This window comes from Fictibacillus phosphorivorans (assembly GCF_023715845.1).
Taxonomy (GTDB): Bacteria; Bacillota; Bacilli; order Bacillales; family Fictibacillaceae; genus Fictibacillus; species Fictibacillus phosphorivorans_D.
This window is the reverse complement of the sequence record NZ_JAMBOR010000017.1, coordinates 29,958-55,958: the sequence shown is the minus strand read 5'-3', so window position 1 is coordinate 55,958 and position 26,001 is coordinate 29,958. Positions and strand designations below refer to the sequence as shown.

Annotated in this window: 21 protein-coding genes; 12 read left to right on the top strand and 9 right to left on the bottom strand. The window is 44.2% G+C overall.

Annotated features, from left to right (window positions below; all coding sequences use genetic code 11):
* Positions 1 to 13: 13 nt before the first annotated feature.
* The 8 genes from M3206_RS13485 to M3206_RS13450 form a co-directional block, all read right to left on the bottom strand.
* On the bottom strand, positions 14 to 2,650 hold the full coding sequence (locus tag M3206_RS13485) for a glycoside hydrolase family 38 C-terminal domain-containing protein (protein WP_251313056.1): 2,637 nt from the start codon (positions 2,648 to 2,650) through the stop codon (positions 14 to 16).
* Positions 2,651 to 2,742: 92 nt separating this feature from the next.
* Positions 2,743 to 3,762: a PTS fructose transporter subunit IIC gene (locus tag M3206_RS13480; RefSeq protein WP_251313055.1), complete on the bottom strand. Its 1,020-nt coding sequence runs from the start codon at positions 3,760 to 3,762 to the stop codon at positions 2,743 to 2,745.
* Positions 3,763 to 3,789: 27 nt separating this feature from the next.
* Entirely contained in the window at positions 3,790 to 4,101 is a 312-nt protein-coding gene (locus tag M3206_RS13475; RefSeq protein ID WP_251313054.1) for a PTS fructose transporter subunit IIB, read from the bottom strand.
* A gap of 19 nt (positions 4,102 to 4,120) precedes the next feature.
* Positions 4,121 to 4,591, bottom strand: coding sequence for a PTS sugar transporter subunit IIA (locus M3206_RS13470; RefSeq protein WP_251313053.1), 471 nt, complete (start codon positions 4,589 to 4,591; stop codon positions 4,121 to 4,123).
* 225 nt (positions 4,592 to 4,816) lie between these two features.
* Positions 4,817 to 5,959: a glycerate kinase gene (locus M3206_RS13465; RefSeq protein WP_251313052.1), complete on the bottom strand. Its 1,143-nt coding sequence runs from the start codon at positions 5,957 to 5,959 to the stop codon at positions 4,817 to 4,819.
* A gap of 24 nt (positions 5,960 to 5,983) precedes the next feature.
* Complete coding sequence (locus M3206_RS13460; protein ID WP_251313051.1) at positions 5,984 to 7,657, bottom strand: alpha-amylase family glycosyl hydrolase; 1,674 nt, start codon at positions 7,655 to 7,657, stop codon at positions 5,984 to 5,986.
* On the bottom strand, positions 7,658 to 10,315 hold the full coding sequence (locus M3206_RS13455; protein WP_251313050.1) for a glycoside hydrolase family 38 C-terminal domain-containing protein: 2,658 nt from the start codon (positions 10,313 to 10,315) through the stop codon (positions 7,658 to 7,660).
* A 233-nt stretch (positions 10,316 to 10,548) separates the two neighbouring features.
* On the bottom strand, positions 10,549 to 12,510 hold the full coding sequence (locus M3206_RS13450; RefSeq protein ID WP_251313049.1) for a fructose-specific PTS transporter subunit EIIC: 1,962 nt from the start codon (positions 12,508 to 12,510) through the stop codon (positions 10,549 to 10,551).
* 166 nt (positions 12,511 to 12,676) lie between these two features.
* Here M3206_RS13450 and M3206_RS13445 point away from each other — a divergent pair, with 166 nt between their 5' ends.
* The 11 genes from M3206_RS13445 to M3206_RS13395 all read left to right on the top strand — a co-directional run bounded on the left by M3206_RS13445 (position 12,677) and on the right by M3206_RS13395 (position 24,960).
* The gene (locus M3206_RS13445) at positions 12,677 to 13,423 is read left to right on the top strand and encodes a MurR/RpiR family transcriptional regulator (protein ID WP_251313048.1); all 747 of its coding nucleotides are present in this window, start codon (positions 12,677 to 12,679) and stop codon (positions 13,421 to 13,423) included.
* Positions 13,424 to 13,588: 165 nt separating this feature from the next.
* Positions 13,589 to 14,251, top strand: a complete 663-nt coding sequence (locus tag M3206_RS13440; RefSeq protein WP_251313047.1) for a hypothetical protein — start codon at positions 13,589 to 13,591, stop codon at positions 14,249 to 14,251.
* A gap of 198 nt (positions 14,252 to 14,449) precedes the next feature.
* Positions 14,450 to 15,178 (top strand): CDP-diacylglycerol--serine O-phosphatidyltransferase, encoded by a 729-nt coding sequence (gene pssA / locus M3206_RS13435; RefSeq protein WP_251313046.1) that lies wholly within the window; start codon positions 14,450 to 14,452, stop codon positions 15,176 to 15,178.
* A 128-nt stretch (positions 15,179 to 15,306) separates the two neighbouring features.
* Positions 15,307 to 16,509 carry a M20 metallopeptidase family protein gene (locus tag M3206_RS13430; RefSeq protein WP_251313045.1) on the top strand — a complete coding sequence of 401 codons (1,203 nt, stop codon included), beginning with the start codon at positions 15,307 to 15,309 and terminating at the stop codon, positions 16,507 to 16,509.
* Between the two features lie 238 nt (positions 16,510 to 16,747).
* Positions 16,748 to 18,310 carry a histidine kinase N-terminal domain-containing protein gene (locus M3206_RS13425; RefSeq protein WP_251313044.1) on the top strand — a complete coding sequence of 521 codons (1,563 nt, stop codon included), beginning with the start codon at positions 16,748 to 16,750 and terminating at the stop codon, positions 18,308 to 18,310.
* On the top strand, positions 18,307 to 18,885 hold the full coding sequence (locus M3206_RS13420; RefSeq protein ID WP_251313043.1) for an ANTAR domain-containing response regulator: 579 nt from the start codon (positions 18,307 to 18,309) through the stop codon (positions 18,883 to 18,885). Before M3206_RS13425 ends, M3206_RS13420 begins: the two co-directional genes overlap by 4 nt.
* A 117-nt stretch (positions 18,886 to 19,002) precedes the next feature.
* Positions 19,003 to 20,466 (top strand): NAD-dependent succinate-semialdehyde dehydrogenase, encoded by a 1,464-nt coding sequence (locus M3206_RS13415; RefSeq protein WP_251313042.1) that lies wholly within the window; start codon positions 19,003 to 19,005, stop codon positions 20,464 to 20,466.
* 1 nt (position 20,467) lies between these two features.
* Positions 20,468 to 21,889, top strand: coding sequence for a glutamine synthetase family protein (locus M3206_RS13410; RefSeq protein ID WP_251313041.1), 1,422 nt, complete (start codon positions 20,468 to 20,470; stop codon positions 21,887 to 21,889).
* Between the two features lie 31 nt (positions 21,890 to 21,920).
* Entirely contained in the window at positions 21,921 to 22,688 is a 768-nt protein-coding gene (locus M3206_RS13405) for an SDR family NAD(P)-dependent oxidoreductase (protein ID WP_251313040.1), read from the top strand.
* 117 nt (positions 22,689 to 22,805) lie between these two features.
* The gene (gene eat / locus M3206_RS13400; protein ID WP_251313079.1) at positions 22,806 to 24,155 is read left to right on the top strand and encodes an ethanolamine permease; all 1,350 of its coding nucleotides are present in this window, start codon (positions 22,806 to 22,808) and stop codon (positions 24,153 to 24,155) included.
* 475 nt (positions 24,156 to 24,630) lie between these two features.
* Positions 24,631 to 24,960: a hypothetical protein gene (locus M3206_RS13395; protein WP_251313039.1), complete on the top strand. Its 330-nt coding sequence runs from the start codon at positions 24,631 to 24,633 to the stop codon at positions 24,958 to 24,960.
* Positions 24,961 to 25,192: 232 nt separating this feature from the next.
* Here the strand turns inward: M3206_RS13395 and M3206_RS13390 are convergent, their stop codons facing one another.
* Complete coding sequence (locus M3206_RS13390) at positions 25,193 to 25,354, bottom strand: hypothetical protein (protein ID WP_251313038.1); 162 nt, start codon at positions 25,352 to 25,354, stop codon at positions 25,193 to 25,195.
* 194 nt (positions 25,355 to 25,548) lie between these two features.
* On the opposite strand from M3206_RS13390, the gene M3206_RS13385 reads away from it, so the two are divergent.
* Positions 25,549 to 25,905 (top strand): tetratricopeptide repeat protein, encoded by a 357-nt coding sequence (locus tag M3206_RS13385; protein ID WP_251313037.1) that lies wholly within the window; start codon positions 25,549 to 25,551, stop codon positions 25,903 to 25,905.
* The last annotated feature ends 96 nt before the right edge of the window (positions 25,906 to 26,001 follow it).

The following is a 26,001-nucleotide window of genomic DNA, read 5'->3' as shown; positions in this document are numbered from 1 at the left end:
CCCTGTTCAAAAGTTATCGGCTTAATTTAAGGGTTATAATTTCGTTGCTCTTGATATCCTTCAATTCAATACGATCATTGTCCCTTATAATTCTTTCATTAGTATGTGATAGGACGTTCTCATTTAAATCGACCATCTCAATATCATTAAAGAAATCCGTGTTAAACTGTGCCTCTATTAAAGGTATTTCACAATCTGTTGTATTATAGATTCGGATAATTAAACTGTCATCATTCTCACATTTCTTTACAGCACTAATTCCGATATCCGCATGGTTTAATTGGAAAAAACGGTTATGATCAGCGAATTCTGATTGAACTGTGCGTGTATTCACTTGAACTGCTGTCAACGAAGTTATATATTCATTCGCTTTTAATCCTACTTTTGCATCTACCACATTTCCGGAATGCGGATGGATTGAATACTCCATCTCATGGATTCCGATCAAACTACTATCTGGCGTTTCAACATGAAGGCCTGATCTTCTGCCTGGTCTGTCAACGAGGTCCTGTTTACCCATATAATCCGTTCCACTTAATAATGTAAGAGCAATGGTTGGTTGCTCGTTATGGAGAATCTCATACTGAGGAAGACCTTTATTAAGGATCGCCAATCCTCTGTTCTGATCAGATACATCTACATATTTCTGCTGAGGATAGATGGGATAGTATTTTTCTTCCCATTTTTCTTCTTCCCAGTATTCGACTTGCGGCAAGTAATTTTCACGTTGGATCAATCCAAACTGTTGATCTGCTGCATGCTTACTTGTTTTAAGTCCTGTTTCAAAAAGTGTACGAATCCTATGATTTTTTACTGTATTATGAATCTTAGTCTTTATATCGATGCGATCTTCATGGCGACTAACGGTAACGAATGTATCTATCATCATTGATTCGTATTCCTTAGTTCGTCCATTCACATCGGTATCCACAGGCACTTCTAGTTCATGCGTAATTTTTACAGTAGCAAATATCGGTCCATTATTAACAACCGAAATAGAAGGAACTGAATCTTTTGTAGTGACGATCACATCTTCTCTTGGAGGAGAAAAGTCATACTCGTCACCAGCATTTCCGCCTTCCTCAAACAGATTTAAATTTTTATATTCTTTGTCGGACAGATGGTCCTTAACCGTTAACGATCCATTTGATTGAATCTCAACTTGGAAGAGATCATTTGAAAATACACCGTCTTGATAAACAAAGGAATCTTCAGTTGAATGTTGGTTACGATCCGTCATATAAAATGTTTTGTATCCTAACCCCTCAACATCAGCCAAGAATTTAATCTTTGAGGTCCAAACAAACTGATCTTCGTTTTTCACTCCGATTTCAATCTGTTTATCGTTTAAGTTTTCGCGGTTCGATTCAATCACTTGGTATGGAATCTCGACGCCATTTTGGTCAATAAGACTAAAACTCTCACTTTTCAACTGCACTGTAGCTTCAACGAGATTGCTTCTTTTATGTCCTAATGTGTTAAATACAATCAACGGAAGTCCTTTATCGTAATCAAAGTTAATTTTTTCTATTAACTCATTCGTTGCGCTGTTTTGAAGTGTTTCACCGATTTGCTTCGCATATTGATAGCGCAACTCCATTTCCTTATGTGTTGCGTCTGTACACACATTACAGATCGAGTCATGTGCATGATTTTGCAGCGTATACTTCCACCCTTGGTTGATCATCGCATTATCATAGGTATTCCCAAGCAAATGGGACATGGCATTTATAGGTTCCAAGTAATTTTCATATAAATTTTGGACTTCGAAATTCAGCTTCTTTAAATCCAACCTAGTAGATGCAATACTTACATGCACACGCATGTTTTTCCCTTTTCTAAATTCACCCTTTAATACTTCTAGGTTTTCAGATTCCCGTTTGACTTCATCGAAATAATCCTGTAGTTTGCTGATCTTTATCGAATACTCATTTTTCTCTGAAGAAAAATGAGCGTTCAGTTCATCCACGATTTCAGGCAGTTCTTTGATCGCACTCCTTTGGTCAAATCCGCACATTAACAGCATATTAGAGGATGTTGTTATCTCTTTTAATTCGCTGATATTTTTATCAATTACTTTTAAATTTTGATCAAGTTTTGTTGAGAGAACTCCATTTCCATACCCTAAAGGTAAATGAGTGGTTAACACTCGAGAGCCATCTGATCCTTCCCACCAGAATTCGGTTTTCTCAGTCTCTTCATTTGTGATACCACGCCAAAAAAGTGCGTTTTTCATTCCGAAGCCATTTAGTACCTGAGGAATCTGAGCTGCCTGTCCAAAAGAGTCGGGAAGATAGCCGATCTGCATGGATGGACCGAAATCCTTAGCGATTTTCTGTCCGATCAAAAGATTTCTGACGAGGGATTCGCCACTTGGAATAAATTCATCAGGCTGGATATACCAAGGGCCAATTAAAAGCCTCTCTTTCTGAACCAGCTTAGCAATCGCTTCTTTCTTATGAGGCTTGATCTCCAGGTAATCTTCCAATACGATTGTTTGTCCATCTAACATGAAAGAAGTATAGGAAGGGGTATTTTCTAACAGTTCGATAAGTTCATCCATAAAACGAACTAGTTTAACGCGATATTGTTGATAGGTTTGATGCCACTCCCGATCCCAATGCGTATGTGATATAACATGAAAATTCATTTTAGAAGCCTCCAAATCTACAAAAAAATTCGTATCTAATGAACAGGAGGGAACTAAAATTAGATCCCTCCCATCATTCTATTTCTATGATGTTAAGCCTCTTCCGTTATCGGCATTTCTTCATCTACTTTTTTCTTCAAAACAGAAGCAGTTATTGCCGTTACAACAATACCAATTACAAATGCAACTACGAACATGACCGGCTTAATGAAGAATGGTACTACAAATATTCCACCGCTTGGAACTGGCGCCTGTGCACCAAAAGCCAAGGCTAGTGCTCCTCCTACTGCAGAACCTATCACAATAGAAGGAATAACACGAAGCGGATCAGTTACCGCAAATGGTATCGCGCCTTCTGTAATACCTGTAGCTCCCATGAAGGTCGTTGGTAGTGCACTCTGTCTTTCGGCTATCGTAAATTTCTTAGGAGCAATTCTAGTAGCTAGTGCAAGTCCGATCGGCGGTGTCATTATTCCAATCCAACAAGCAGCCATAGGTGCGTAGATTTCCTGATTTAACATTCCTACACAGAAAGCAAATGCCACTTTATTAACAGGACCACCCATATCAAATGCCATCATGGCACCGATAATCATTCCAAGAACAATGAGGTTACCTCCGCTTAATGATTTCAACCATGCTTCTAAGCCTTCTGAAAGGGCTGCAATGGGCTGTCCAATAATATACATCAGTAACGCTACAGCACCAGCACCGAGTAAAGGTATAATAATAATCGGTTTTAATTGTACAAAATATCGGTGTACCGGAATCGTTTTGATACCGTTTACAATGTAACCTGCAAGAAATCCGGCCACAATTCCTCCTAAAAATCCTGCTCCGATCTCATTTGCGACCATTCCACCAACCATACCAGGTGCTATACCAGGCCTGTCGGCAATAGAAAACGCCATGTAACCAGCCATTACGGGAACCATTAGTTTGAAAATAAGGACACCTGTATCAACTGTTTTTTTTGCAAATCCTGCTTCTTGCTCCCCACCGCCGAGCAATAAACCGACCGTAAGCAATAATCCGCCGGCCACAACAAATGGCAGCATATAAGATACACCTGTCATAAGGTGTGTTTTGGCTTCTTCAAGAACTTTCTTCATAAGAATTCAACTCCTTATTTTAGTGCATTATTTCTTCGCGAGTTCAATGGCTTGATCGATCAAGCCTTGGGGATTCTTAACCGCTTCTGCAACGGATACTTTCACAGTCGGGATACCATCGAATCGCTCTGATTTTGCTATAGCTGTATCAACTGCTAGGATCAGTGCTTTTGCTTCCGTTACTTCTTTGTCTTTAATCTTGTTTTCAATACCCATTGCACCTTGCTTTTCTACCTTAATCTTTACGCCTGATTTTTTAGCTGATGCTTCTAAAGCCGCCGCAGCCATATGTGTATGTGCAACACCTGCTGGACAAGCTGTAACCGCGATAATATTCATAATAAAATCTCTCCCTTTGTTAGTTGTTATTTTCTATCACACAATCATTTAATAAATGAAGTACGTCTTCTTTTTCATTCGTACTCATTAAACGGTTGCGAAAATCTTCATCAATAAGTTTTCCAGACAGTTTGGAAAGGATTTGAAGATGCGTCGTACCTGCTTCAGTTTCTGGTATTGCTAGCATGATCACAAAATGGACATCATGATCGTCCATTGCCTTCCAATCCACTCCGTTAGCCATTTTTCCGATAACAATGCTCGCTTGCTTAACGGTTCCACTCTTACAATGCGGGATAGCGATCCCATTGCCAAAACCAGTAGTGAAATGTGCTTCTCTTTCTAATACTCCTTCAATAAAAGAGGACTTAGAATCAAGTCGATCTTGCTTAACAAGTAAAGAAGCCAACTCATCGATTACTCCCAGTTGGTCCGATGATTTTAAATCAAGATCGATCAAATCACGATTGATCATAGTTGTTATTTCCAAAGTCTCACCCTCTATCTCTCTGTAGTCTTTTACTATTTAATCCGGATTATTTTATGAAAGCGACAATAGGTGTTTGCCCTTGTTATAAGTATAGAACTACACCATCCGTAATAAAAATTAACTCTTTTCCTAAAGGCTTAGGAAACGCTTACACATTGCTTTTCTCAATAAAAAAAGCGTTGCTGCCATTGACAGAACGCTTTACCTTTTATAAATATTGTTAGGCTATTTTACTTTCAAATTAAGAGTCCGAGCAATATTCTCCGCTGTCTTCTCAACGTTCACTGCTCCGTTCGCGAGTGCTTCTTCCAATGTCACGACACCGTTCACTACACTGAACACCGCATCTATGCCATGTTCGAACACCGCTTCATAATCAGGACCGATGCTGCCTGCAATTGTAATAACAGGAACTTCAGGAGAAACAGCTTTTGCTCGTTTCGCTACACCAACCGGCGCTTTTCCATGAACCGTCTGCGAATCAATCCGGCCTTCACCCGTGATGACGAGATCCGCATCCCGAACGGTCTCTTCAAACTGGATCACATCGAGAACAAGATCGATTCCGCTTTGCAGGTTTCCGTCTAAAAACGCGACAACGCCTGAGCCTAATCCACCGGCCGCTCCGGCTCCTGGTAGCTCATCCACTTGCAGGCCAAGATTTCGCTCGATGACTTCAGCGTATCTTTTTAAACTCGCATCTAAAACACCGACCATCTCAGGTGTCGCACCCTTTTGCGGTCCAAAGACAGCAGATGCTCCAAGTGGACCGGTCAAAGGATTCGTCACATCAGAGGCGACATCTACTTTTACCGATTTCAAACGCGGATCTAAACCTGATACGTCAATCGTAAGCAATTCACTTAGAGACTCACCGCCAGGACGAAGCTCTTCACCATTCACATCTAAAAACTTCGCGCCAAGAGCGGCAGCCATCCCTGCACCGCCGTCATTCGTCGCCGATCCGCCAAGACCGATCACGATGCGTTCTACTTTTTTATCGAGTGCATCTAAGATGAGTTCGCCTGTTCCATAAGTCGTTGTTACTAAAGGGTTTCGCTGTTCTCTTGGGACAAGGTGGAGTCCGGAAGCAGCCGCCATCTCGATAACAGCTGTTTGACCATCACCTGTAATCCCATAAAAAGCATCTACTTTTTCCCCAAGCGGGCCAGTTGCCGTCACGTTAACGATCTCCCCATCCGTTGCATCCACGACAGACTGAACGGTTCCTTCTCCACCATCTCCAACGGGAGCATGACGATATTCAATATCCCCAAATACTTTTTTAAATCCAGCTTCAACAGCGGCACAAACTTCGGCCGCTGTCATGCTTTCTTTAAACGAATCGGGAGCGATGACTATTTTCATTGCGTCCACCTTCTTCTCGTTTCTCTATTTTTTGATCCACATAAATTGATACGGTGCGAGTTCCACAGATTCTCCTACTGTTTCTCCGCTCCATAAGTCTTGTCCGCCAAACGGAAGCTCAACGTTAACCGTGTCATATGCTGCGTTCACGACAAACAACACCGTATCGCCTGTTTCTTCATTTCTTCGCACGAGTGCAAATACCTGCTCGCCAAGCTCTAAGATCAATTGAGCCGCAAAAGGATTAAACGCACTCTCACTCTGACGGGTACGAATCAATTTCTTTAATCCAGTAAAAACTTTCTGTCTGCGCGTTGACGTTTCGAGCTGACCCACGAGATCTTCAAAATCGAATTTTTCACGGTTGATCCGGCGGTTGATGCCTGACGATTCCAAGCCTTCATAGTCATTTTCAGAGCCGAGAAGCGAGTGATAATACACGGCCGGAACACCCATTACTGAAAACAGAACAGAATGAGCAGCAAGCATCTTCTGAACTTGCACATCTTCACTCACGTCTTCGTCCTTGTTGATAAGCGCGTCCATGTAATTGATGTTCAACTCATAAGGGGATTCTGTTCCATCCGGATTACTCTTATAAGAAACTCGGCCACCGTTCTCGAGTACTTTTTCAGCTAAAACTGTACGCTCTTCTTCTGTTAAGATTCCTTCTGTCGGGCGCATGCCGATTCCGTCATGACTTGCTAAGAAGTTGAAATACGTCGCAGAATCTGACACTTTTTCAATCGTTTTCGCCCAACCTGTCAGCTTCGATGCATCATGTGTCGTTAACGTATGAAGCACAAGTGGTGGCAGTGAGAACTGATACACCATGTGCGCTTCGTTCTCTCCGTTTCCAAAATAGCTGATATTCTCTTTGTGAGGGACGTTCGTTTCTGTAATCAGCAGCGTGTTTAGCTCCAGCTCTTCTAAAATCTCACGCCATAATTGAATGATCGCATGCGTCTGTGGCAAGTGGATACACGTTGTGCCTGATTCTTTCCACATAAAACCGATCGCATCGAGACGAATGCTCGTTCCGCCACGGTTCGCGTACTCAAAAAGAATATCTGTCATTTCTTTTAACGCCGGAAAATGTTTGAAGTTCACATCCACCTGGTCTTCAGAGAACGTTGTCCAAGCAGTCTTCCCGCCTTCGTACTCATGGAAAAGAGGTGACGTACGGGGACGAACTACTTTCGATGTGTCGAACCCTTCTTCACGCGGAATGAAATAATCAACGTACTCCGGATCACCTTTCAAATAACCTTGGAACCACTTACTCGATTTGGACATATGATTCGCCACAAAATCAAACATGAGACGGTAATCCTTTGAAAAACGATCAATATCTGACCAGTCGCCAAGCTCTGGATGGATCTCACGGTAATCTACTACAGAGAACCCATCATCAGACGTGTAAGGAAACATTGGCAATAAATGAACATCGGTGATCTCATTTTTTGCGTATTCGTTGATGAACTTGTTCAATGTCTTTAACGTCGGCTGACCTTCTTCTTTAATGATATCGCCATACGTGATCAAATACACGTTTTTTTCAGAAAGGGGAGCTGTTTCACTCCACTCTTTCTGTTTCCACGCCTCAACAAGGTTTAAAAGCTCGTCTTTATATGCAGGTGAAAATTCTTCACCGTAGATCGTTTTTAACAGGTTCTCAACTTTTTCTGGAAAACTCATCTATACATTCTCCTTCATTACCAGTTTCAGTGTCACGTATCCTTTTGGTCGAACGGTTACTTCATCTTTAACATCGATCACACTTTTTTCGTTCAGTTTCGTCTGTGAAACGGATTGGATGTGCTCACTCGATAACACGACGGTTTGTTCTTCTTCACTCGGGTTAAACAAGCGTAGAATAACAGAATGATCATCGTGTGCTTTTTTCAGCGTGCTCAAGAAAACGTCTCCTGTAGATTCGAACAAGCTAAAGCTAGCTGGCAGAATATCAACTGGATACGGGATCTCGAAACGATCCAGACGCTCTTCGAATGTGTTCAGGGATTGCTTTTGATAGCTTAAGGAATGACCGCGATATTCGTCCACGAATTTAAACAACTGTTTAACATCATGACCTTTTCCAACATGAATCGCGTACTCGAACGTCAGCTTTTCCTGCATCTGAGCATCCGGTGTGTATACGACTTTGTTATTGATTCCAGACGCTCGTCCTGGTCTCCAAGCCAAGTTGTCGCGGCCAAGCAGCCCAACACTTCTGAACAATGTTAGCGCCATCTCACCGGTTTCCTTGATCAGCTCATATTCTTTGATTCCTTTTGTCAGGAAAGCAGCCGTACGTTCACCATTCGTCGCACCTGCCACGTTTTCCAACGGGTAGATCGGTACAGGAGCTTCTGCAAACTTCTCTTCACGCCAGTTCTCCATATACGGATTAACCGTTGGTCTTTGAATCAAGCTAAAGCCTTGGTCTCCGAATGAATAGTCAGGTGATTCGATTGATGTTTGAAGCAGCACGCGAACGCGGTGATCCTTCACATCATTGTCGATGTCATGCGTAACCCGGATAAAATCTTCACCCTTACGAAGCTCAAATCGTGTTACAACCTCTAATCCTTTGTTCACGTCGCCCGATTTTCTGTCTTCTAAGTCTCCAGGAACGTTCAATACATGAACGACTTCCATAAATTCAGTTCCAGCACTCGCTTGAACAGATACAGAGAGCACTTTTTTGGAATAGATCGGTGCATCGCCTTCTAGTGGTGAGAAGTCATAAGAATCCCCAGCATCTGCAACATCTTCAAAACGGATAAAATCAGAAATGGTCTGTTCTGATGCTTTTACTTCAAGGTTCAGTACGCCGTTCTCTTCAAGAATACGGAAATGTTCGTTCTCGATTTCATGACTGTTACCTTTTTGAGAAAGAAGGTCGTTCTCTCCGCCCTCAATGACTTCAAACGTTTCATAGCCCATCGCCGGAAGCTTCACGTCACGAAGAAGAACTTCGTTTCTGTAATAACCAGGCGCTTCTACTTCTTTCTCGCCTTCAGCTGTAACAACGATCGTCTTCCCGCCAGAGATATATTCTTGGTTCAACACATCAAGTGCAACCGGATTTCCATTAAGATCACGTACGTTAAATGCATTTCCTCTCGTGAATAGAACGACTTTTTGAGAACCTTTGAATGCTTTCGGAAGCATGTGGAACACGACAAAGATAGAATCTTTTCCTAGCTTACGGCTCACCGCTTCAGTCATCTGCTTTTTCAATAGGTTCAAGCAGCCGTCAGCTATGCGGATGACTTTCGTTAATCGGTTCACGATCTCTTGGTTCGTGTCATCTGAGTTACAGCCGCCGATGCTGTCATGGGCATGGACGTCAAAGAGCATCTTCCACATCTCATCCAGCCACTTCTGTGGATACTTGAACCCGATCGTGCTTGCTAGACTCGCTAGTGGTTCGAGTTCATAGATCACTTTTTCTTCTGCGATATCGTTCAGCTTTTTAATGTCATAGCGCTGAGAACGGATCGTGTTATGGATTCGGGATTTTTGAGTTGCGATCATTTCCCCTTCGATCTCGTTGTCAAAGTTTCCAGTCTCCCACGTGTCTTTCATGAACGTTTCATAATCTGAAAGGACATACTCATGTTTCGTATCGATCTCGTTCAGTTTTTTAACGGTTTCCGGGAAATGTTCGCGGACTAAGACCTGGTCACCACCCGCTGGCAGCAAGAGGTTATCCGTATTTTTGTTTAAATCCGCGATTTTTTCTAAGATCGGAAGCAAACGTTCTTCCATATACTCGTCATCAGCCGCTAAAAACTTCCCAGGGCCGTAGCCGAAATAGATGTTGTTCGCCTTCACTGTTTCTCCGTCTGGAGATCTCCATGTAAAGTTCAGGTCACCATTCAGCTGATCTGTATAAATACCGCGTTGAAGCACGCTATAGTCGATGTCGAACTCTTTGAACATAGACGGAAGATACGTATTCTGACCGAAAATATCAGGCAGATAACCGACATTCATGGAATGCCCCATCTTTTCAGCGATTCTTGTACCGTACATCAAGTTACGAATCAATGACTCCCGGTTTACTAACAACGAATCGGCTTGTGTGTACCAAGGCCCGACGAAGATGCGCTTGTCTGCGATCAACTGTGCTAAACGATCTTTCTCCTCAGGACGGATCTTCAAATATTCATCAAGGATCGAACTTTGCGCGTCAAACACATACCCTGTATATTCCGGGTCGTTCTCCATAACGTCCAGTAAACGGTCCATATTTTCAACGAGTAAAAGGTTTGAATCTTCTATTGTAAAGTACCACTCACGATCCCAGTGAGAATGTGGTACGACATATACTTTTTTCTGTTTCATGCTGATTTCCCTCCCATGATGCTCCACTCATATTTCAAGTTTTAAAAGAAAGAGGGGTCACCTTTTTCAAGATGCGCCCCTTTAAGTTATTGTTTTTAAAAAGTTGTTAACCTCCGTTGCAGATGCACGCTTTCCCGCGGGGCGGGCGGTGATCCTCTTGACGCTTTTCGCCTAAAGGAGTCTCACCTGTCCCGCTCGTCCCGCATCATCCACTTCGGTTAATCAAATCTAATCTATGCTTGTCTCTCTTGTTTCTTTAAGATGCCGAATCGGATAAAGATATTCGCAAAGGCGATGAATGCTGCACCTACTGCTAAACCAAGGAGATACGCCCATAGGTTTTCAACGAGCGGCCAGCCCCAGATTGCCGGTAGCGGCAGCCATTGAACAGCACCTAACAGGACAGCTGTACTTGTACCAAGAATCGCACCGATGATGTTGATCGGTATCGTGATCAATGGGTTACGAAGCATGAACGGAATCGCACCTTCAGAGATCGCAAGGAATCCTAATAATAATGATGTGTTACCTGCGATGCGAAGGTCTGCCGGGAATACACGGCGTCCTACTACATATTTGTCGATGATAACGGCTAGTCCTAGCCCGATCGGCGGAATAACGATTGCCAATACACGAGCGGTTAACGGATATACTTCATCAGCTGCAAGTCCGATCGCGATCGCACCAGCTGCTTTGTTGATCGGTCCACCTAAGTCAAACGCTGTTGCAGACGCGATGATGGATGCTAACACAACATCTCCTGTACCTTGTGCTGCTTCAATCCAGTTACGAAGAACAACATTCAGACCGCCAAACACAGGGTCTACGATATAAAAGTTTAAGAAGAAAATCGATAGAACAGAGACTGCTGGGATGATAAACATCGGTTTCATCGCAGCCAAGTTTTTATTTAACTGTATCTTTTGGTTCAAGAAGCGTGCGATGTAACCCGCTGCTAAACCAAGAATTAATGCACCTAAGAATCCAGACGGAATACCTTCAGGGTTGTCCCAGAACGTATAGTGAAGTCCGCCCGCAAAAGCTCCTCCGATAAATCCAGCTACTAAACCAACACGGTCAGCTAGTGAATAAGCGACGAAGGCAGCAAATATCGGATACATAAACTTAAAGATCAGTCCGCCAAACTTATCTAAGTGATGCAGAATAACAAAAAGTTCATTTGAATGTGTCGCATATTTCGGGTCACCCAGTTCATTTACAAGACCAAACGGCATCGCACCAAGCTTCGCGATCCCCATCATAAGACCACCAGCAACGATAACTGGAATCATGTATGAGATCCCTGTCATTACGGCTTGTACCATGTCTTTGAAGAAGCCGCCACTGTTTGAAGTGGATGAAGATGACTCGTCTTCTTCACCTGCTTCAACGACTCCATCCGGGTTTTCGAGTGATTTTTGGATCAATTCTTTCCCGCGTCTTAGCGGTTCAGCAACACGTGTTGCTACATATTCTTTTCCTGCAAAACGTTCTTTTCTTTTTGGAGCGATGTCTGTTGCGAAAATGACTGCGTCTGCGTTTTTAATCACGTCAGCCGAGAGTTCATCCTCGATTCCGTTTGCTCCTTGTTTTTCAACGAGTACTTTAACGCCAAGTTCACGTCCCGCTTTTTCTAGAGCTTCTGCTGACATGTACGTATGCGCGATTCCTGTTGCACAAGCTGTAACCGCAACAACCATCTTTGTGAACTCTTTTTCAGCTGGAGCTTCTGTTTTTTCTTCCATATCCAGTCTGTTTAAAAATTCTTCAGATGTTTCTGCCGCCATTAACCCCTCTAAGTAGCCATCTTTCATTAAGTTCGTGCTTAATGTAGACAATACTTTCAAGTGGGTTGTACCTGCTTCACTCTCTGGAATCGCGATTAGGAATACGAGCTGAACTTTGTTGTTCGGATCGATGCTTTCCCAATCTTCAAGTGGTGTCTTTAAACGTGCTACAGCGAATACGGCTTTTTTAACCGTAGAAGATTTACCATGCGGAATCGCAAGACCTTTCTCCATTCCTGTAGGGGATTGCTCCTCACGTTTTAGAACCGCTTCCAATAAGGCGTTTTCTGATTCTATATAATCTTGTTCTTTAATTTTTGAAATTAGCTGACGAATGACTTGCTCTTTATTTTGAGCGTCAACATCGAACAACACTAAATTCGGATGGGTCATGTTTCTAAGTTGCATGACATTCACTCCTATCTTTCTTTAGTATGAAAGCACTTCCAACTTCCTATACTTATGTTTTAACACAAAAGTAAGCGGTATCTCTGTACAGTCGCTGTACATTTGTACAGAATAAAAAATGGGCTATACTAGAGGAAAGACATGTGCGGAAAAGAGGAAGTTACGAATGGGGAAAGTCTTAGATCAGTTCGGCAGCAGTCTCGCGGAACTCACACCAACGGAAAAACAAGTGCTTTATTATATTGATGGAAATTTAGAGGAGGCGAAGAAACACTCTCTGACCGAGATCGCAAAAGTAAACAATGTGAGCACCACGACGATCGTCAGGATGTCTCATAAACTCGGATTAGAAGGCTTTTCGGAGCTGAAATATATTCTGAGGACGATCGAGAGCCAGCAATTACTCCTCGATGACAACCCTGTCGACCGCTATAAAGAAGAGTTCGTCTCAGCTTTTGAAACGATTCCGACGGCCGAACTGGAAAAGTTAAGTGAGAAAATGGTGAACGCGAAACGGGTCATCGTGGTCGGAGTCGGTTTGTCTAAGATGATCGCCGAATATTTCAGCAAGCTATTGATGCAGACGAACAAACAGACCCACTATACGTATGAATCACACATGATCGACCTGATGCCGAATATGGTAGAGCCGAACGATCTTGTGTTCTTCATCTCATCAAGCGGTGAAACGAAAACGCTGGTGCAGGCCGCGGAAAAGCTATCGTATAAGGTTGTTGACACTGCCGCGATCACAAACTCGTCCGATTCCACGCTAGGCAAGATGGTGAAGACGAATCTAAGCATGACGGTAGGCCGCGTGCAGTTTGCCGGCTATGATATTACCGCAAGATCCACATTGATGCTGCTGATCGATCTGCTGTTTGAGAGCTATTTGAAAAAAAGTGTTAAATAAGAAGGGACTGGTTTTTGAGCCAGTTCCTTCTTTTACATTTTACGAACTACTTTATTCCGAAACAGGTAGGAAACAGACAGGGTTAGAAAGAAGATAGATGGTATTCGGTTTATTGTCGTATATAAGGTCATGTTTTACCTATTAAAATCATGGAGGTATAAAACGATGAGCAACTATACGTACACGGAACCACGCGGACCTAGACTGTCTGTAATCAAAACATCCCCGAATAACATCATCTTAAAAGAGATCAACAAGAACATCGGATCCGGAACAGATTCTGGAATTAACGGCGGATACTTCTACAGTGGTCAACTACTCTCTATTGCAGTGAACAACGATATCCCAGCTTGTGGAGCCAAAGGCGGATATGGATCAGGGTGGTACAATGAAAAATACGCTCGCGGGACGCTCGTATGGGATAAATCGGCTGGTGTGTACAGCGTTCAAGTAGTGAGAAGTGCAGCGGAATTGAAAGTATCAAACCGTAACAATTATTGGGCACAGGGCGGAATTAGTATGAGCCTAAAAGATGACGCTAATTGGGAAAAGATCGCTATTGCTCAAGGTATACCTGACCTGAAAGGAAGCACATACAGGACCGGCCTCGTATGGAACAGTGGTTTTAACATCTGGCTTGTGATCTCCGAAGAAGCTTGCACAGCAAAAGCATTTCGTGGGGCTGTGAAGTATCTCGTTGGCTCCGGGACTGTTGTGGACGGAATCTTCTTGGATGCTGGGGGCTCCACACAGATGAAATGTAAGGAGAATACGTTCCGTGGCGATGGACGGGCGATTGTCCAGATGATTGCTCTTAAAACACCATAATCCCTATCATAGAAAAGTCCGCTAGTTTCCTTAAGAAATTAGGAACTAGCGGACTTGCTTTTAGAATCAGATGAATACCCGTCGCCTTTTCTCACCTTCAAAACTCTGTTATGATAAGCATTTAACAAAAAAATTAACGTTTTGATAAAAAATGGATTATTATATAAATAGATTACCTACTTTTTAAGGACGTGTACAATGATAAAACATATTCCGAATCTACTAACTTTAGGGAACTTGTTCTGCGGTTTTCTTTCCATAGGATATGCCGCACATGGCGACTTTCGAAATGCAGCGATGCTTATTTTTATCGCGATGATGCTCGATGCCGTTGACGGGAGAGCAGCCCGGATTCTCGGTGTTTCCGGAAATCTCGGCAAGGAACTCGATTCTTTGGCAGATGTGGTTTCATTCGGGGTGGCTCCAGCCTTTATCGCGGCAAACTCCTATTTTGCTGATTTAGGCATGTGGGGTTACGTTCTAGCAGGCTTATTCCCGCTATTTGGCGCTTTTCGTCTAGCTCGTTTCAACATTACGGACCCCAATGAATCCATGAAATACTTTAGAGGCATACCGATTCCGCCAGCTGGTGGTATCGTGGTTTTCTTAGTCTTTTTTGTAAACCTGATTCCGCTATGGATTTTCGTCTTAATCTTTTACGGAGTAGCTGTAATGATGGTCAGCACCATTAAGATTCCGAGTTTAAAGGACATTCCACTCCCAAGATACGGAACGATCATCACGCTGTTTTTATTCTATATGTTCTATCTGGTTGCTAGGAACAAGTTCGAAAGTGTACCGATTTTCTTTTATGTCGCACTTATAACGTATATTTTATTTATCAGTGTAAGGTTCATTAAAGTAAAAGAGATCAAGATCATGAGAAGAAGAAAACGGAAGCCTCGTAACAAGAGAAGAAGGTTTTAAATTGACGAATCATTCAACATCCGATACATTTATGAAAAAGTAAATACAATCAGCAAAGGAGCTTTCCATTGCTATACTCCGGGTCGGGTATAGATGGCAGCTCCTTTTTTGTTCAGGAGGGATAAACCGTGTCTTTTTTACAGTTGGCAGAATCCATCAAACACCGAATCATCGAATACCGCCGTCACCTGCATCAATTTCCAGAACTGAGTTTTAACGAATTCCAAACTGCTGATTTTGTTGCAGACATTTTAGAAGAAAACAACATCGAGGTGTTAAGAAATGTAGCTGAAACAGGTGTTGTCGGACTCATTAAAGGAGACACACCTGGCAGAACCATCGCACTTCGGGCCGATATGGACGCCCTTCCGATCCAAGAACAAACCAATCTCAAATTCAGCTCCAAAAATCCTGGCGTCATGCATGCTTGCGGACATGATTTTCACACTTCCATCCTTCTTGGTGCAGCAATTCTTCTTAACCAGCACCGCCATTTGATCAACGGAACCATCAAACTCATCTTCCAGCCTGGTGAAGAGAAATTAACAGGCGCTAAAAAAATGATCGAAAAAGGAGTGCTGACAAATCCCGATGTGGATGCGATCGTTGCCCTGCACTGTTGGCCGGACCTTCCTGCTGGAAAAATTGGGATAAGAAAAGGGCCGATCACCGCCGCTGCAGTTTTTATTGAGATTACGATTCACGGAAAAGCAGGTCACGCTGCTCATCCGCATAAATGTGTCGATCCGATCGTCATAGCCGGACAAGTGGTTTCGACCTTGCAAACCGTTATTTCACGTGAGGTTGCCCCTACCGACCCTGCCGTTCTGACCATCGGAAAAATAAACGGCGGTACAGCACCGAACGTAATTCCATCAAGTGTGCAACTATCAGGCATGATTCGTACTGTAAGCCCTGACTTACAAAAAAGGATGCCCGACATCATTAACCGGGTGGTTACTAAAACAGCCGAGAGCATGAACGGCGAGGCTGAAGTGTCCTACACGATGGCCACTCCCCCGCTGATCAGCGACGACTCGATGGTTGAACTCATTGATCGGGTTGTAACAGAAACGCTCGGAGAAGACAGCCTCGTCTATCTCGAAAACCCGTCTTTAGGCTCTGAAGACTTTTCGTTCTACGCCGAACAAGTGCCTGGCGTTCTCTTTCGATTAGGGACACATAATGAATCGGAAGCATCCAAACTTTCACTGCACCATGCCGGTGTCCTCTTTGAAGAAGATGCCCTAACAACCGGGGTCTCCGTCATGTGTGAAGCCGCCGTTCACTATTTAAACAGTGAGACCAAAACACGTTCTGGAAATGTTTAATTATTGACAGAATATTAACATTATTTTAGAATCAGTTTATAAGTGAACAGTACGTAAGCAAAGGGGCTATGGATGGGTATTCCTGCAAGGAGCGGGAGTATTTGTGCCGCCTCTTTTTGTTTTTTAATAGGTTATTTTCTAGGAGATTTTAGACTTTTGGATGTTTTTCTTTTTTAAAAATGCCACTTGCAAGTTGATGGAGCGGAAGATGCGAAACTCCTGCGGGACGAGCGGTCAGATGGAGACTGCTAAAGGCGCAAAGCGGCAGGAGGCTCACCGCACGCCCCGCGGAAAGCGAGCATCTGGAGCGGAGATCAACCTACTATCGGAGCAACCTTTTAAAACAAGAGTCAACCTTCATAAATGCGTGAGAAAGGAGACAGCCATGCACCGGACCATTCAAGAACTTTGCACGCAATACACCAACCTAACCCGTTCAGATATTGAAATCATAATTGAAAAATCAAAGTCCCTTCAACTCACTGCCGACCTAACCCAAGCAAACCTTTTTATCGATTGTCCAGCTAAAGACGGTAAGCACGCGATCGTCGTCGCTGAAGCAAAACCTGCCCATGCTCCTTCTCTTTACTCAAAATCTGTTGTTGGAAAGTACGCTTATGCGTCCTTTGAGCCCGCCGTTGCTTTTACCCATAAAACCGGCAAGCCGATGCAACGAATGCGCGCCATCACGCAAGAAGCGAAATACGTGAAACAAAGTGTGGTCCCGATTCAAAATGAACAGGGTGAAACGATCGGTTCACTCATCATGGAAGAGGACGTAAGCGAACAAGTCCAACACGAAAATAAAGTAAAAACTCTTTCCGAAACGAACGAACAGTTGAGTCAGACCTTAATCGGACTAACCGATCAAGACTCCATCATTTCCAACATGATTCAGGAATCCCTTCTGCTCCTCGATCCAAAAGGCAGAATCCTGTATTACAATTCATGTGCAGGTTGCCTGATCAAAGAACTGGCTGGCAAAACGGAGATGCTTGGAACATCGATCCATGATCACCTCCCTTTTATAAAAAATGTGTATGAAGAAACAGAAAGTATCCTGCAGCAAGAAGTAACGGTCGGAAAAAAAGTGCTCGAAGTGAAGCAGATCATACTCGTTACCCAGCGGCAGATTACAGGGATTCTTGTTGTAATCCGCGACTTAACGGAGCTACGGGAAAAAGAACGCCAGCTGATGGTAAAATCAGCGGTCATCCAGGAAATTCATCATCGTGTAAAAAACAACCTGCAAACGGTATCCAGTCTTCTGCGGCTACAGATGAAGCGCGGCGGCGGTCCAGAGGGCATCCAGCAAAGTCTGAATCGCATCTCCAGCATTGCGGCCGTTCACGAAGAACTGCTCGAAAGCTCCAAGATCGATGAAGTCGAGATTAAACAGCTGATCGAGCGCATTGGCCAGATGTCGATCCAAAGCCGGATGTGTGCTGATGCTGAAGTGTCCATCGCGTTTCATGGCGGAGAGATGTATTTGAAGTCAGATGTAGCCGTTTCATTAGCGCTTACCATCAACGAACTCATTCAAAACGGTTTGAAGCACGCTTTTCAACAGCGAACTCAAGGAAATATCCATATTCATTTTTCAGAGGTACAGGGCCATTTTGAAGTGGTGGTCGAGGACGATGGTGTTGGTTATTCAGCCTCTTCCCCATCATCGCTCGGTCTAGATATCGTAAACACGATCGTCTGTCACGACTTAGCCGGAACGTTCAATATCCAAAAAACGCGTTCCGGAACAAAAGCAATCATCACTTTTCCGTTGAAAGAGGTGGAAGCCGTTTGAAACCAAGAATCATTGTGATTGAAGACGAAGCGATCCTGCGGATGGACTTAAAGGAAATCCTCACCGATGCAGGCTATGAGGTAATCGCTGAAGGTGATAATGGTGAAAAAGCCATCGAGCTCGCTTACCAGCTGAATCCTGATCTGATGATCATGGATATTAAGATGCCGAAGATGGATGGGTTAAAAGCAAGCAAGATCATCAAGAAACAAAGCAAAACTCCTATTCTCATGCTCACTGCCTTTAGCCAAAAAGAATTTGTGGAAGAAGCGAAGGAAGCGAATGTGCTCGGCTATCTAGTGAAACCGATCTCTGAAGCGAACTTGATACCAGCCGTTGAAATCGCCCTCTCCCAAGCTGAAAAACGTGCACAATATGAGGATGAACTTTTACAAAAAGAGCAAAAAATGAATGCCCGAAAGCAGATTGAACGTGCTAAAGGTGTTCTCATGAAAGTGATGAAACTGAACGAACAAGCGGCGTATGAGAAGATGCGGAAATTCAGTATGAAACAGCAAGTCTCGCTTGAACGCACAGCGCATGCCATCTTGAAAAAATACGCAAATGACATGTAAATAAATTCCGGCAAAGACGCCTAAGAAATACATCAATCATGTATGTCCTTGGGCGTCTTTTGTCTTTTTTCATAAAGCCAGACACTCTATAAAACTATCTTTTCAGGAGGTATGAAGATGGAAAAGACGACACTGAACTACCTATGGATCAAAGGCGAAAAGGTCAGCACCACGGAGACAATCGATGTTGTGAACCCAGCGACTGGCGAAGTCATCGATCAAGTGCCGAACGGGGGTAAAAAAGAAACGAAGCTTGCGATCAACGCAGCCTATGAAGCTCTAAAACCATGGAAGAAGCTCACTCCCGAGAAACGGGAGTCGTACTTAGTGAAGTGGGCTGATAATTTACTAGAAAACCGTGATGAACTAGCGGCTATTTTAACGGAAGAACAAGGAAAACCATTAAGCGAATCGCGAGGTGAAATTGAAGGATGTGCAACGTTCATCAGATGGTACGCCGAGGAAGGAAAACGTGTTTATGGAGAAGTAATCACGGGCTCGAAAGAAAATCAGCGCATCTCCGTGATCAAACAGCCCGTTGGAGTATGCGGGCTGATCACACCTTGGAACTTCCCTGGCGCGATGGTCGCCCGGAAAACTGCTCCTGCTCTTGCGGCTGGCTGTACGGTCGTTGTGAAACCTGCGAGTGAAACACCGAGGATCGCCATCGCCATTTTTGAACAGCTCATGAAAACCGGTATCCCCGCAGGTGTTGCCAACCTTGTGACAGGTAAAGCTTCTGTCATCGGTGAGACGTTGTTTGAAGATCGACGCGTAAAGAAGATTTCGTTTACCGGTTCAACGGAGATCGGAAAACAGCTCATGAAGCGCGCGGCGGATCAAGTGAAACGAATCTCGCTGGAACTTGGCGGGAACGCACCGGCAATCGTCTTTCCTGACGCGGACCTTGATCTCGCTGCAAAAGCGATCGTCGACAACAAGTTCGAAAACTGCGGACAGATGTGTAACGGCATAAACGTCATTTATGCCCATGGAGAAATCAAGGAAAAGCTCACTGAAAAGATCGTAAATCTAGCAAAAGAGCTAAAAGTAGGCTTGGGGTCTGACCCCGGGACAGACCCCATACAAATCGGACCTCTGGTCAACGAAGCAGCACTCAAGAACGTGGAACACCTTCTTCAAGATGCGAAAGAAAAAGGAGCTAAAGTGGAAACAGGCGGCGAACGAACGGGTGACGCTACCGGCTACTTCTTCCAGCCGACCGTACTCAGCATTGTCACGCTCGATATGAAACTCACACAAGAAGAAATTTTTGGTCCAGTCGCTCCGATCCTCTCTTTCCAAAAAGAACAAGAGGTTGTGGAATTCACCGAGAACAGCCCTTATGGATTGGCCGCTTACTTCTTCACACGTGATGTAAACCGCGTCTACCGCATGGCTGAAGAACTCGATTCCGGCATGATCGGTGTGAACGGAACATCGCTAAGTGTTCCTCAGGCTCCGTTCGGCGGGATCAAGGAAAGCGGCATCGGCCGTGAAGGAGGATTTTACGGATTAGAAGAGTTTCTTGAACTGAAATACATCTCACTCTCGCTCGAAAATGATGAAGGAGGTTATTAAAATGAGCCAAAACACAATCGCGAATCCATCCCAAAAGGAAGAGTCAAAGAAAACAGGATTGATCTCAAAAGAAACCTTGCTTTCCTTATTAGAAGACGGATCGATCGATACGGTGAATCTAGCAATCTGCGATATGCAGGGGCGCCTGATGGGAAAACGTCTGACGGCTGCTTATTGTTTAGAAAACAACCTCGATAAAGGGACACATTTTTGCAACTACTTACTTGGTACGGATTTTGAGATGAACACGCCTGACGGCTACGAAATGATGAACTGGGAGAACGGCTACGGCGACTGGCTCGCCCTTCCCGACTGGTCAACGCTCCGTATCGTGCCTTGGGCAGACCGTACAGCTATCGTTTTCTGTGATGTGTACGATGAGAAGACAGGTGATCCTATCCCGATCGCGCCTCGTACCCTTTTGAAGAACCAGATTGAAAAGGCTGCAACTAAAGGATTCGAACTCTTCATGGCAAGTGAACTGGAATTTTACCTGTTCAAAGAATCATTTGAGGACCTTCATCAAAAGGGCTATGAGGATGTTGAGACAGCGGGACATATCAACGAAGATTACAACCTTCTTCAAGGGACCCGAAATGAACCGTTTTATCAAAAGATCCGCCGAAACATGGCCAAAGCGGATATCCCGATTGAGTCGTCAAAGGGTGAGGCGTTTAAAGGACAGCACGAGATCAACATGCGCTACTCCGACGCACTGAACGCGGCTGATAACCACATCATGTTCAAACACGGCATGAAAGAGATCTGCATGCAGGACAATCTTTCGGTCACGTTCATGGCTAAGCCGAACCACCAATGGACAGGCTCGAGCGGTCACATCCATCTGAGCCTTTGGGACAAGCGTGCGGGCGAGAACGTTTTTTATGATCCAGATAGTGGCAACCATAACATGTCGAAAACGATGCAGCACTTTTTAGCCGGTGTCTTAAAATACTCACGTGACTTTGCTTTGTTTTTCGCGCCTTACGTCAATTCCTATAAACGGTACGCTCAAGAGAGCTGGGCACCCGTCAACATCATCTGGAGTCATGACAACCGTTCATCCGGCTACCGAATCGTCGGTGACGGAAAGAGTCTTCGTATGGAAACACGCATTCCTGGCGCAGATATGAATCCATATCTCGCTTACACAGCCTTGATCGGAGCTGGGCTTCAAGGCATTGAAGAGGAATTAGAGCTCGAACCAGAATTCAAAGGAAACGCTTATAAGGACAAAAACATTCCGCGTATTCCAGGTTCGCTATATGAGGCGATCCAGTGCTGGGAAGATAGTGAAGTCGTTCAAAAAGTATTAGGCGAAAAAGCGGCCTCCCACTACCTTTTCACCGCAAAACTGGAACAAAAACAGTTCGATCGCATCGTAACCAAATGGGAGCGCCAGCGTTATTTCGAGCAGTGCTAATCGATTTTTTGAACTAGAGGAGGAACTTTAGATGAGACTAAAAGACAAAGTATGCATCATAACAGGGGCCGGCGGCGGAATGGGAAGAACCGCTGCTGAAATGTTCGCAAAGGAAGGCGCAAAAGTTGCCGTTTTTGAGATGAATGAAAAAAGTGGTACAGAAGCCGCTGAAGCCATTCGTCAAGCAGGCGGCGACGCAACTTACTTCAATTGCAACGTCACTAACGAAAAAAGTGTCAAAAAAGCAGTCGATGATACCGTAGAAAAATACGGAAGAATCGATGTCCTCTATAACAACGCCGGCGTTATGATCGCTGAGGACCACTCTGTGATCGATACACCCGAAGAGGCGTGGGATCTGGTCATGAACGTGAACGTAAAAGGCATCTATTTTATGTGCAAGTATGTGATTCCGGAAATGCAGAAGAACCAGTCAGGATCGATCATCAACATCGCGAGCTTTGTTGCATTCCTCGGCTGCAGTGTTCCACAAGACGCCTATACCGCTTCAAAGGGTGCAGTTAATGCTCTAACAAAATCACTTGCGATCCAGTTCCGCCCGGAAGGTATCCGAACGAATTCGATCTGCCCGGGACCGATCGAAACGCCTCTATTGATGGAATGGTTGGTAAAAGATGAGGAAGCTAAGAAAGTACGCTTATCTCGTCAGCCGGCTGGCCGATTCGGAAAACCAGAAGATATCGTGTACGCGGCGATCTATTTAGCATCTGACGAATCCGATTGGACAAACGGAGCACTCTTGAACATCGACGGCGGGATCACGTCTAACTATTTTTAATGTCCGATAAAGAACTTAAATTTGAAAGGAGTGTTTAGATTGGGGGAAGTTAATCACGATAAGCAACGCCTTCAAAAAGCGTTAAAGCCGATTCATCTGTGGGCGATCGCCGTGGGTATGGTCATCTCAGGTCAGTACTTCGGCTGGAACTACGGGTTCGAGCAAGGCGGAACGCTCGGTTTAATGGGTGCCGCCATCTTCATCACGATCTTTTACACGGCTTTTATTTTCAGCTATTCTGAGCTTTCGACCTCCATCCCCCATGCCGGCGGGCCTTCCGCTTATGCCAGGCGGGCGATGGGACCCTATGCTGGTTTTATGACGGGGATCTCGGTGCTCATCGAGTTTGTGTTCGCTCCACCCGCCATCGCCGTTGCGACCGGGGCGTACATCAACTTTCTCATTCCGGCGATCAACCCGGTGTATGCGACGGTGGCTGTGTTTGTTTTCTTCATTTTAATCAACATGATCGGTGTAAAAGGTGCCGCGTTGATCGAGTTAGTAGCCACCATTATCGCTCTTGTTGGGCTCGCTATTTATTATGCGGCCGGATCCACACACGTAAAGCTAGATTATATTTTTAACGAGAATGCCCTACCGAACGGTTTGACCGGGATCTGGATGGCGATTCCCTTTGCGATCTGGTTCTATCTCGCAGTTGAAGGCGGTGCAATGGCGGCTGAAGAAGTACGTAATCCAAAAAGAGACATCCCGAAAGGCTTCATCGCCGGCATTTTAACACTTGCCATATGTACGGTCGGAACACTCTTCATCACGGCCGGACTTGGCGGCGGTGTCGGACAGCCTGCCGATAACCCGCTTCCACAAGCGCTCGCTTCCGTCTATGGTGAAGGTCACTACCTTCCTAAGTTAGTCGCGATTATTGGACTTGCCGGGTTGATCGCCAGTCTTCACGGCATCATCATCGGCTATTCTCGCCAGACGTTCGCTCTGTCTCGCGCTGGGTACCTGCCGAAATTTTTATCACGATTATCAAAGCGCCATATTCCAACGTGGGGACTTCTCCTCCCTGGGGGAATCGGTGTCATTGCAGCAGCAAACGCCACATTTGCCGACATGCTCATCGTTCTAGCGGTATTTGGTGCTGCGATGATGTATTGCTTAAGCTTGGTTTCTCTGTTTATCTTAAGAAAAAAAGAACCCAACCTGCACCGTCCCTTTAAAGTATATTACCCGCTCGTCCCTGGGGTAGCGATCGTTCTCGGTGTGATCTCGCTTTTCTGCGTGATCTATTACACCGTGTTAAATCAATCCTTGCCGCTATTTGGAATGGAAGTGCCTCTACTCGGCGTACTGCTCTTCATTTATGGGGCGGGAACGGTTTATTATTTCGCGGTCGGACGACACAAACTTCTTCCGATCGAAGAGGAGTTCGGCGTGTTTGATGAACTGGAGGCAGAACCCGATCGTGAAGATGAAGGTTTAAAAAAGAAGATAGGAATCTAGGTTAAGCTAGAAAGCCAGATGCCGCTGCTGCTCCAAGAAAATAATAGAAAAAACTGACTTCAAAGGTGATTGAACTGTATCCCGAATACCGGGATACAGTTCAAGGTGATATGCTCATCAAGAGTCAGTTTTTTCTTTTTTACAGATGGTTTTTTAACCCTCTCCTATGAAAATGAAGGATTCTGAGCGAAGATAAGGTAATTTGAGCGAAAGTGGGGGTATTCTGAGCGTAGAATTGAATTTTTGAGCGTAGCTCGACGTTTTTGAGCGTAACTCAAAGATTCTGAGCGAACGTGTAACAAATAAAAGAACACGTACCGTAAAACCCACATCACGCTATAAAAAATAGGCTCCCCTTTCCAAATCCTCCTATCATCATCCTCCCTTTCCCTGCATACAATGAGTTAATACAAGAAATATGGTTAAGCCATTACCGAAAGAAATGGACAAATCATGTTTTGAAGGGAGAGAGCATATGAGCGGATATCCGAACATGAGGGAGTTTTACCAGAAGGGTCTCATTCTTATCGGAGAGAATGACAGAGCAGCTCTTTTGCAGAAAGCAGGAGAAAATGCTTCAGTCGAAGAATCCACACACTGGCTTATCGCGATGGAAGGCTCAGAAAAGCAGCCGGACGTTTACCACTGGAAAGTTCTCATTTATCCATCTGATTCTAAAAAAGTAAACTGCTACACGTCACCCTACTTCTCGTCACAGCACTTTGCATCCATACATGACGCCATCAATTATTCAAACGAACTGAGCCAAAAGGCACGCGAAGATCAACTGAACACCCTCGAGTAAACACATAGAAAAAATAGATTACTAGCTTCACCTTTGGTTTTCTTTTTACCCTGGATTGTGAAAAAGTGTACATAAGCCCTGCCAAATGAATAGCACCCTCGCACAATGAAGTGGACCAGATGCCAGTTCATTTTTATTATGTTTTTTGACGGTATAGTGGAAAAAACAAATAAGAGAACAACCTTTTCCAGGTCATCCTCTACCTTTTCCAGCTGTTATAAATTTGTAGAGATTATTCGTGTGGTTCGGTCACTTTCGACTTGTGCACCAAAATCACACGCGAAATAAACCTTTCCCCTACTTTTCTGATTTCTACATAATCGGATGTATACACGTGAACAATCATATGAGGTTCATTCTCATAGTTCACAATATTTCCTTTTTCAATATGCATGATTATCACCTTAGCTGTTCGTTGTCATCGATAATTATACCTAAAAGAAGTGCTAAGAAAATTGGGAAACATTGCGGATAAACGGGTCCTAATTCTGTGAAAATGGTCATTGTTTCCCAACATCGAATGATAATTGCTTCCTTATTAACTATTACCGCTTTGCAAACACGTTTAATGACCATGTTTTACACGATGTGATCTATCACAACTTAGGAAGCGTCGCCACTCAAAAAGGAGACACAGAGCAAGCGATCGAACTCTATTCCAAGAGTTTGGCTGCAAATGAAGAAGACCCTCTTTCCGGAAAAATCATGACAATCTTTGCACTTATAAAGGCATATGAAAAGGCCGATCAACCTGAAAAAGGGTTAGCACTCATCGATTCGTGGCTGGACCAAGTTCAAGCTGACTCGCTAAACCGCGGATTCGAGCTTCATTTCCTGAATGGATTCACCTCGCCGACTATTATCCGATTCTCGCAAAACACTTTGAGAACCAGCAAAAGTACAAACAAGCGAGCCAGTATTATGCACTGGCGTTTGAGGTACTAAAGAATATGCATCAAGTCGGGGTAACCTACATATAAGATGGGACAACTAAATCATTTTTAGTTGTTCTTTTTTTATGTGATGTTTGTTTTTTGATTG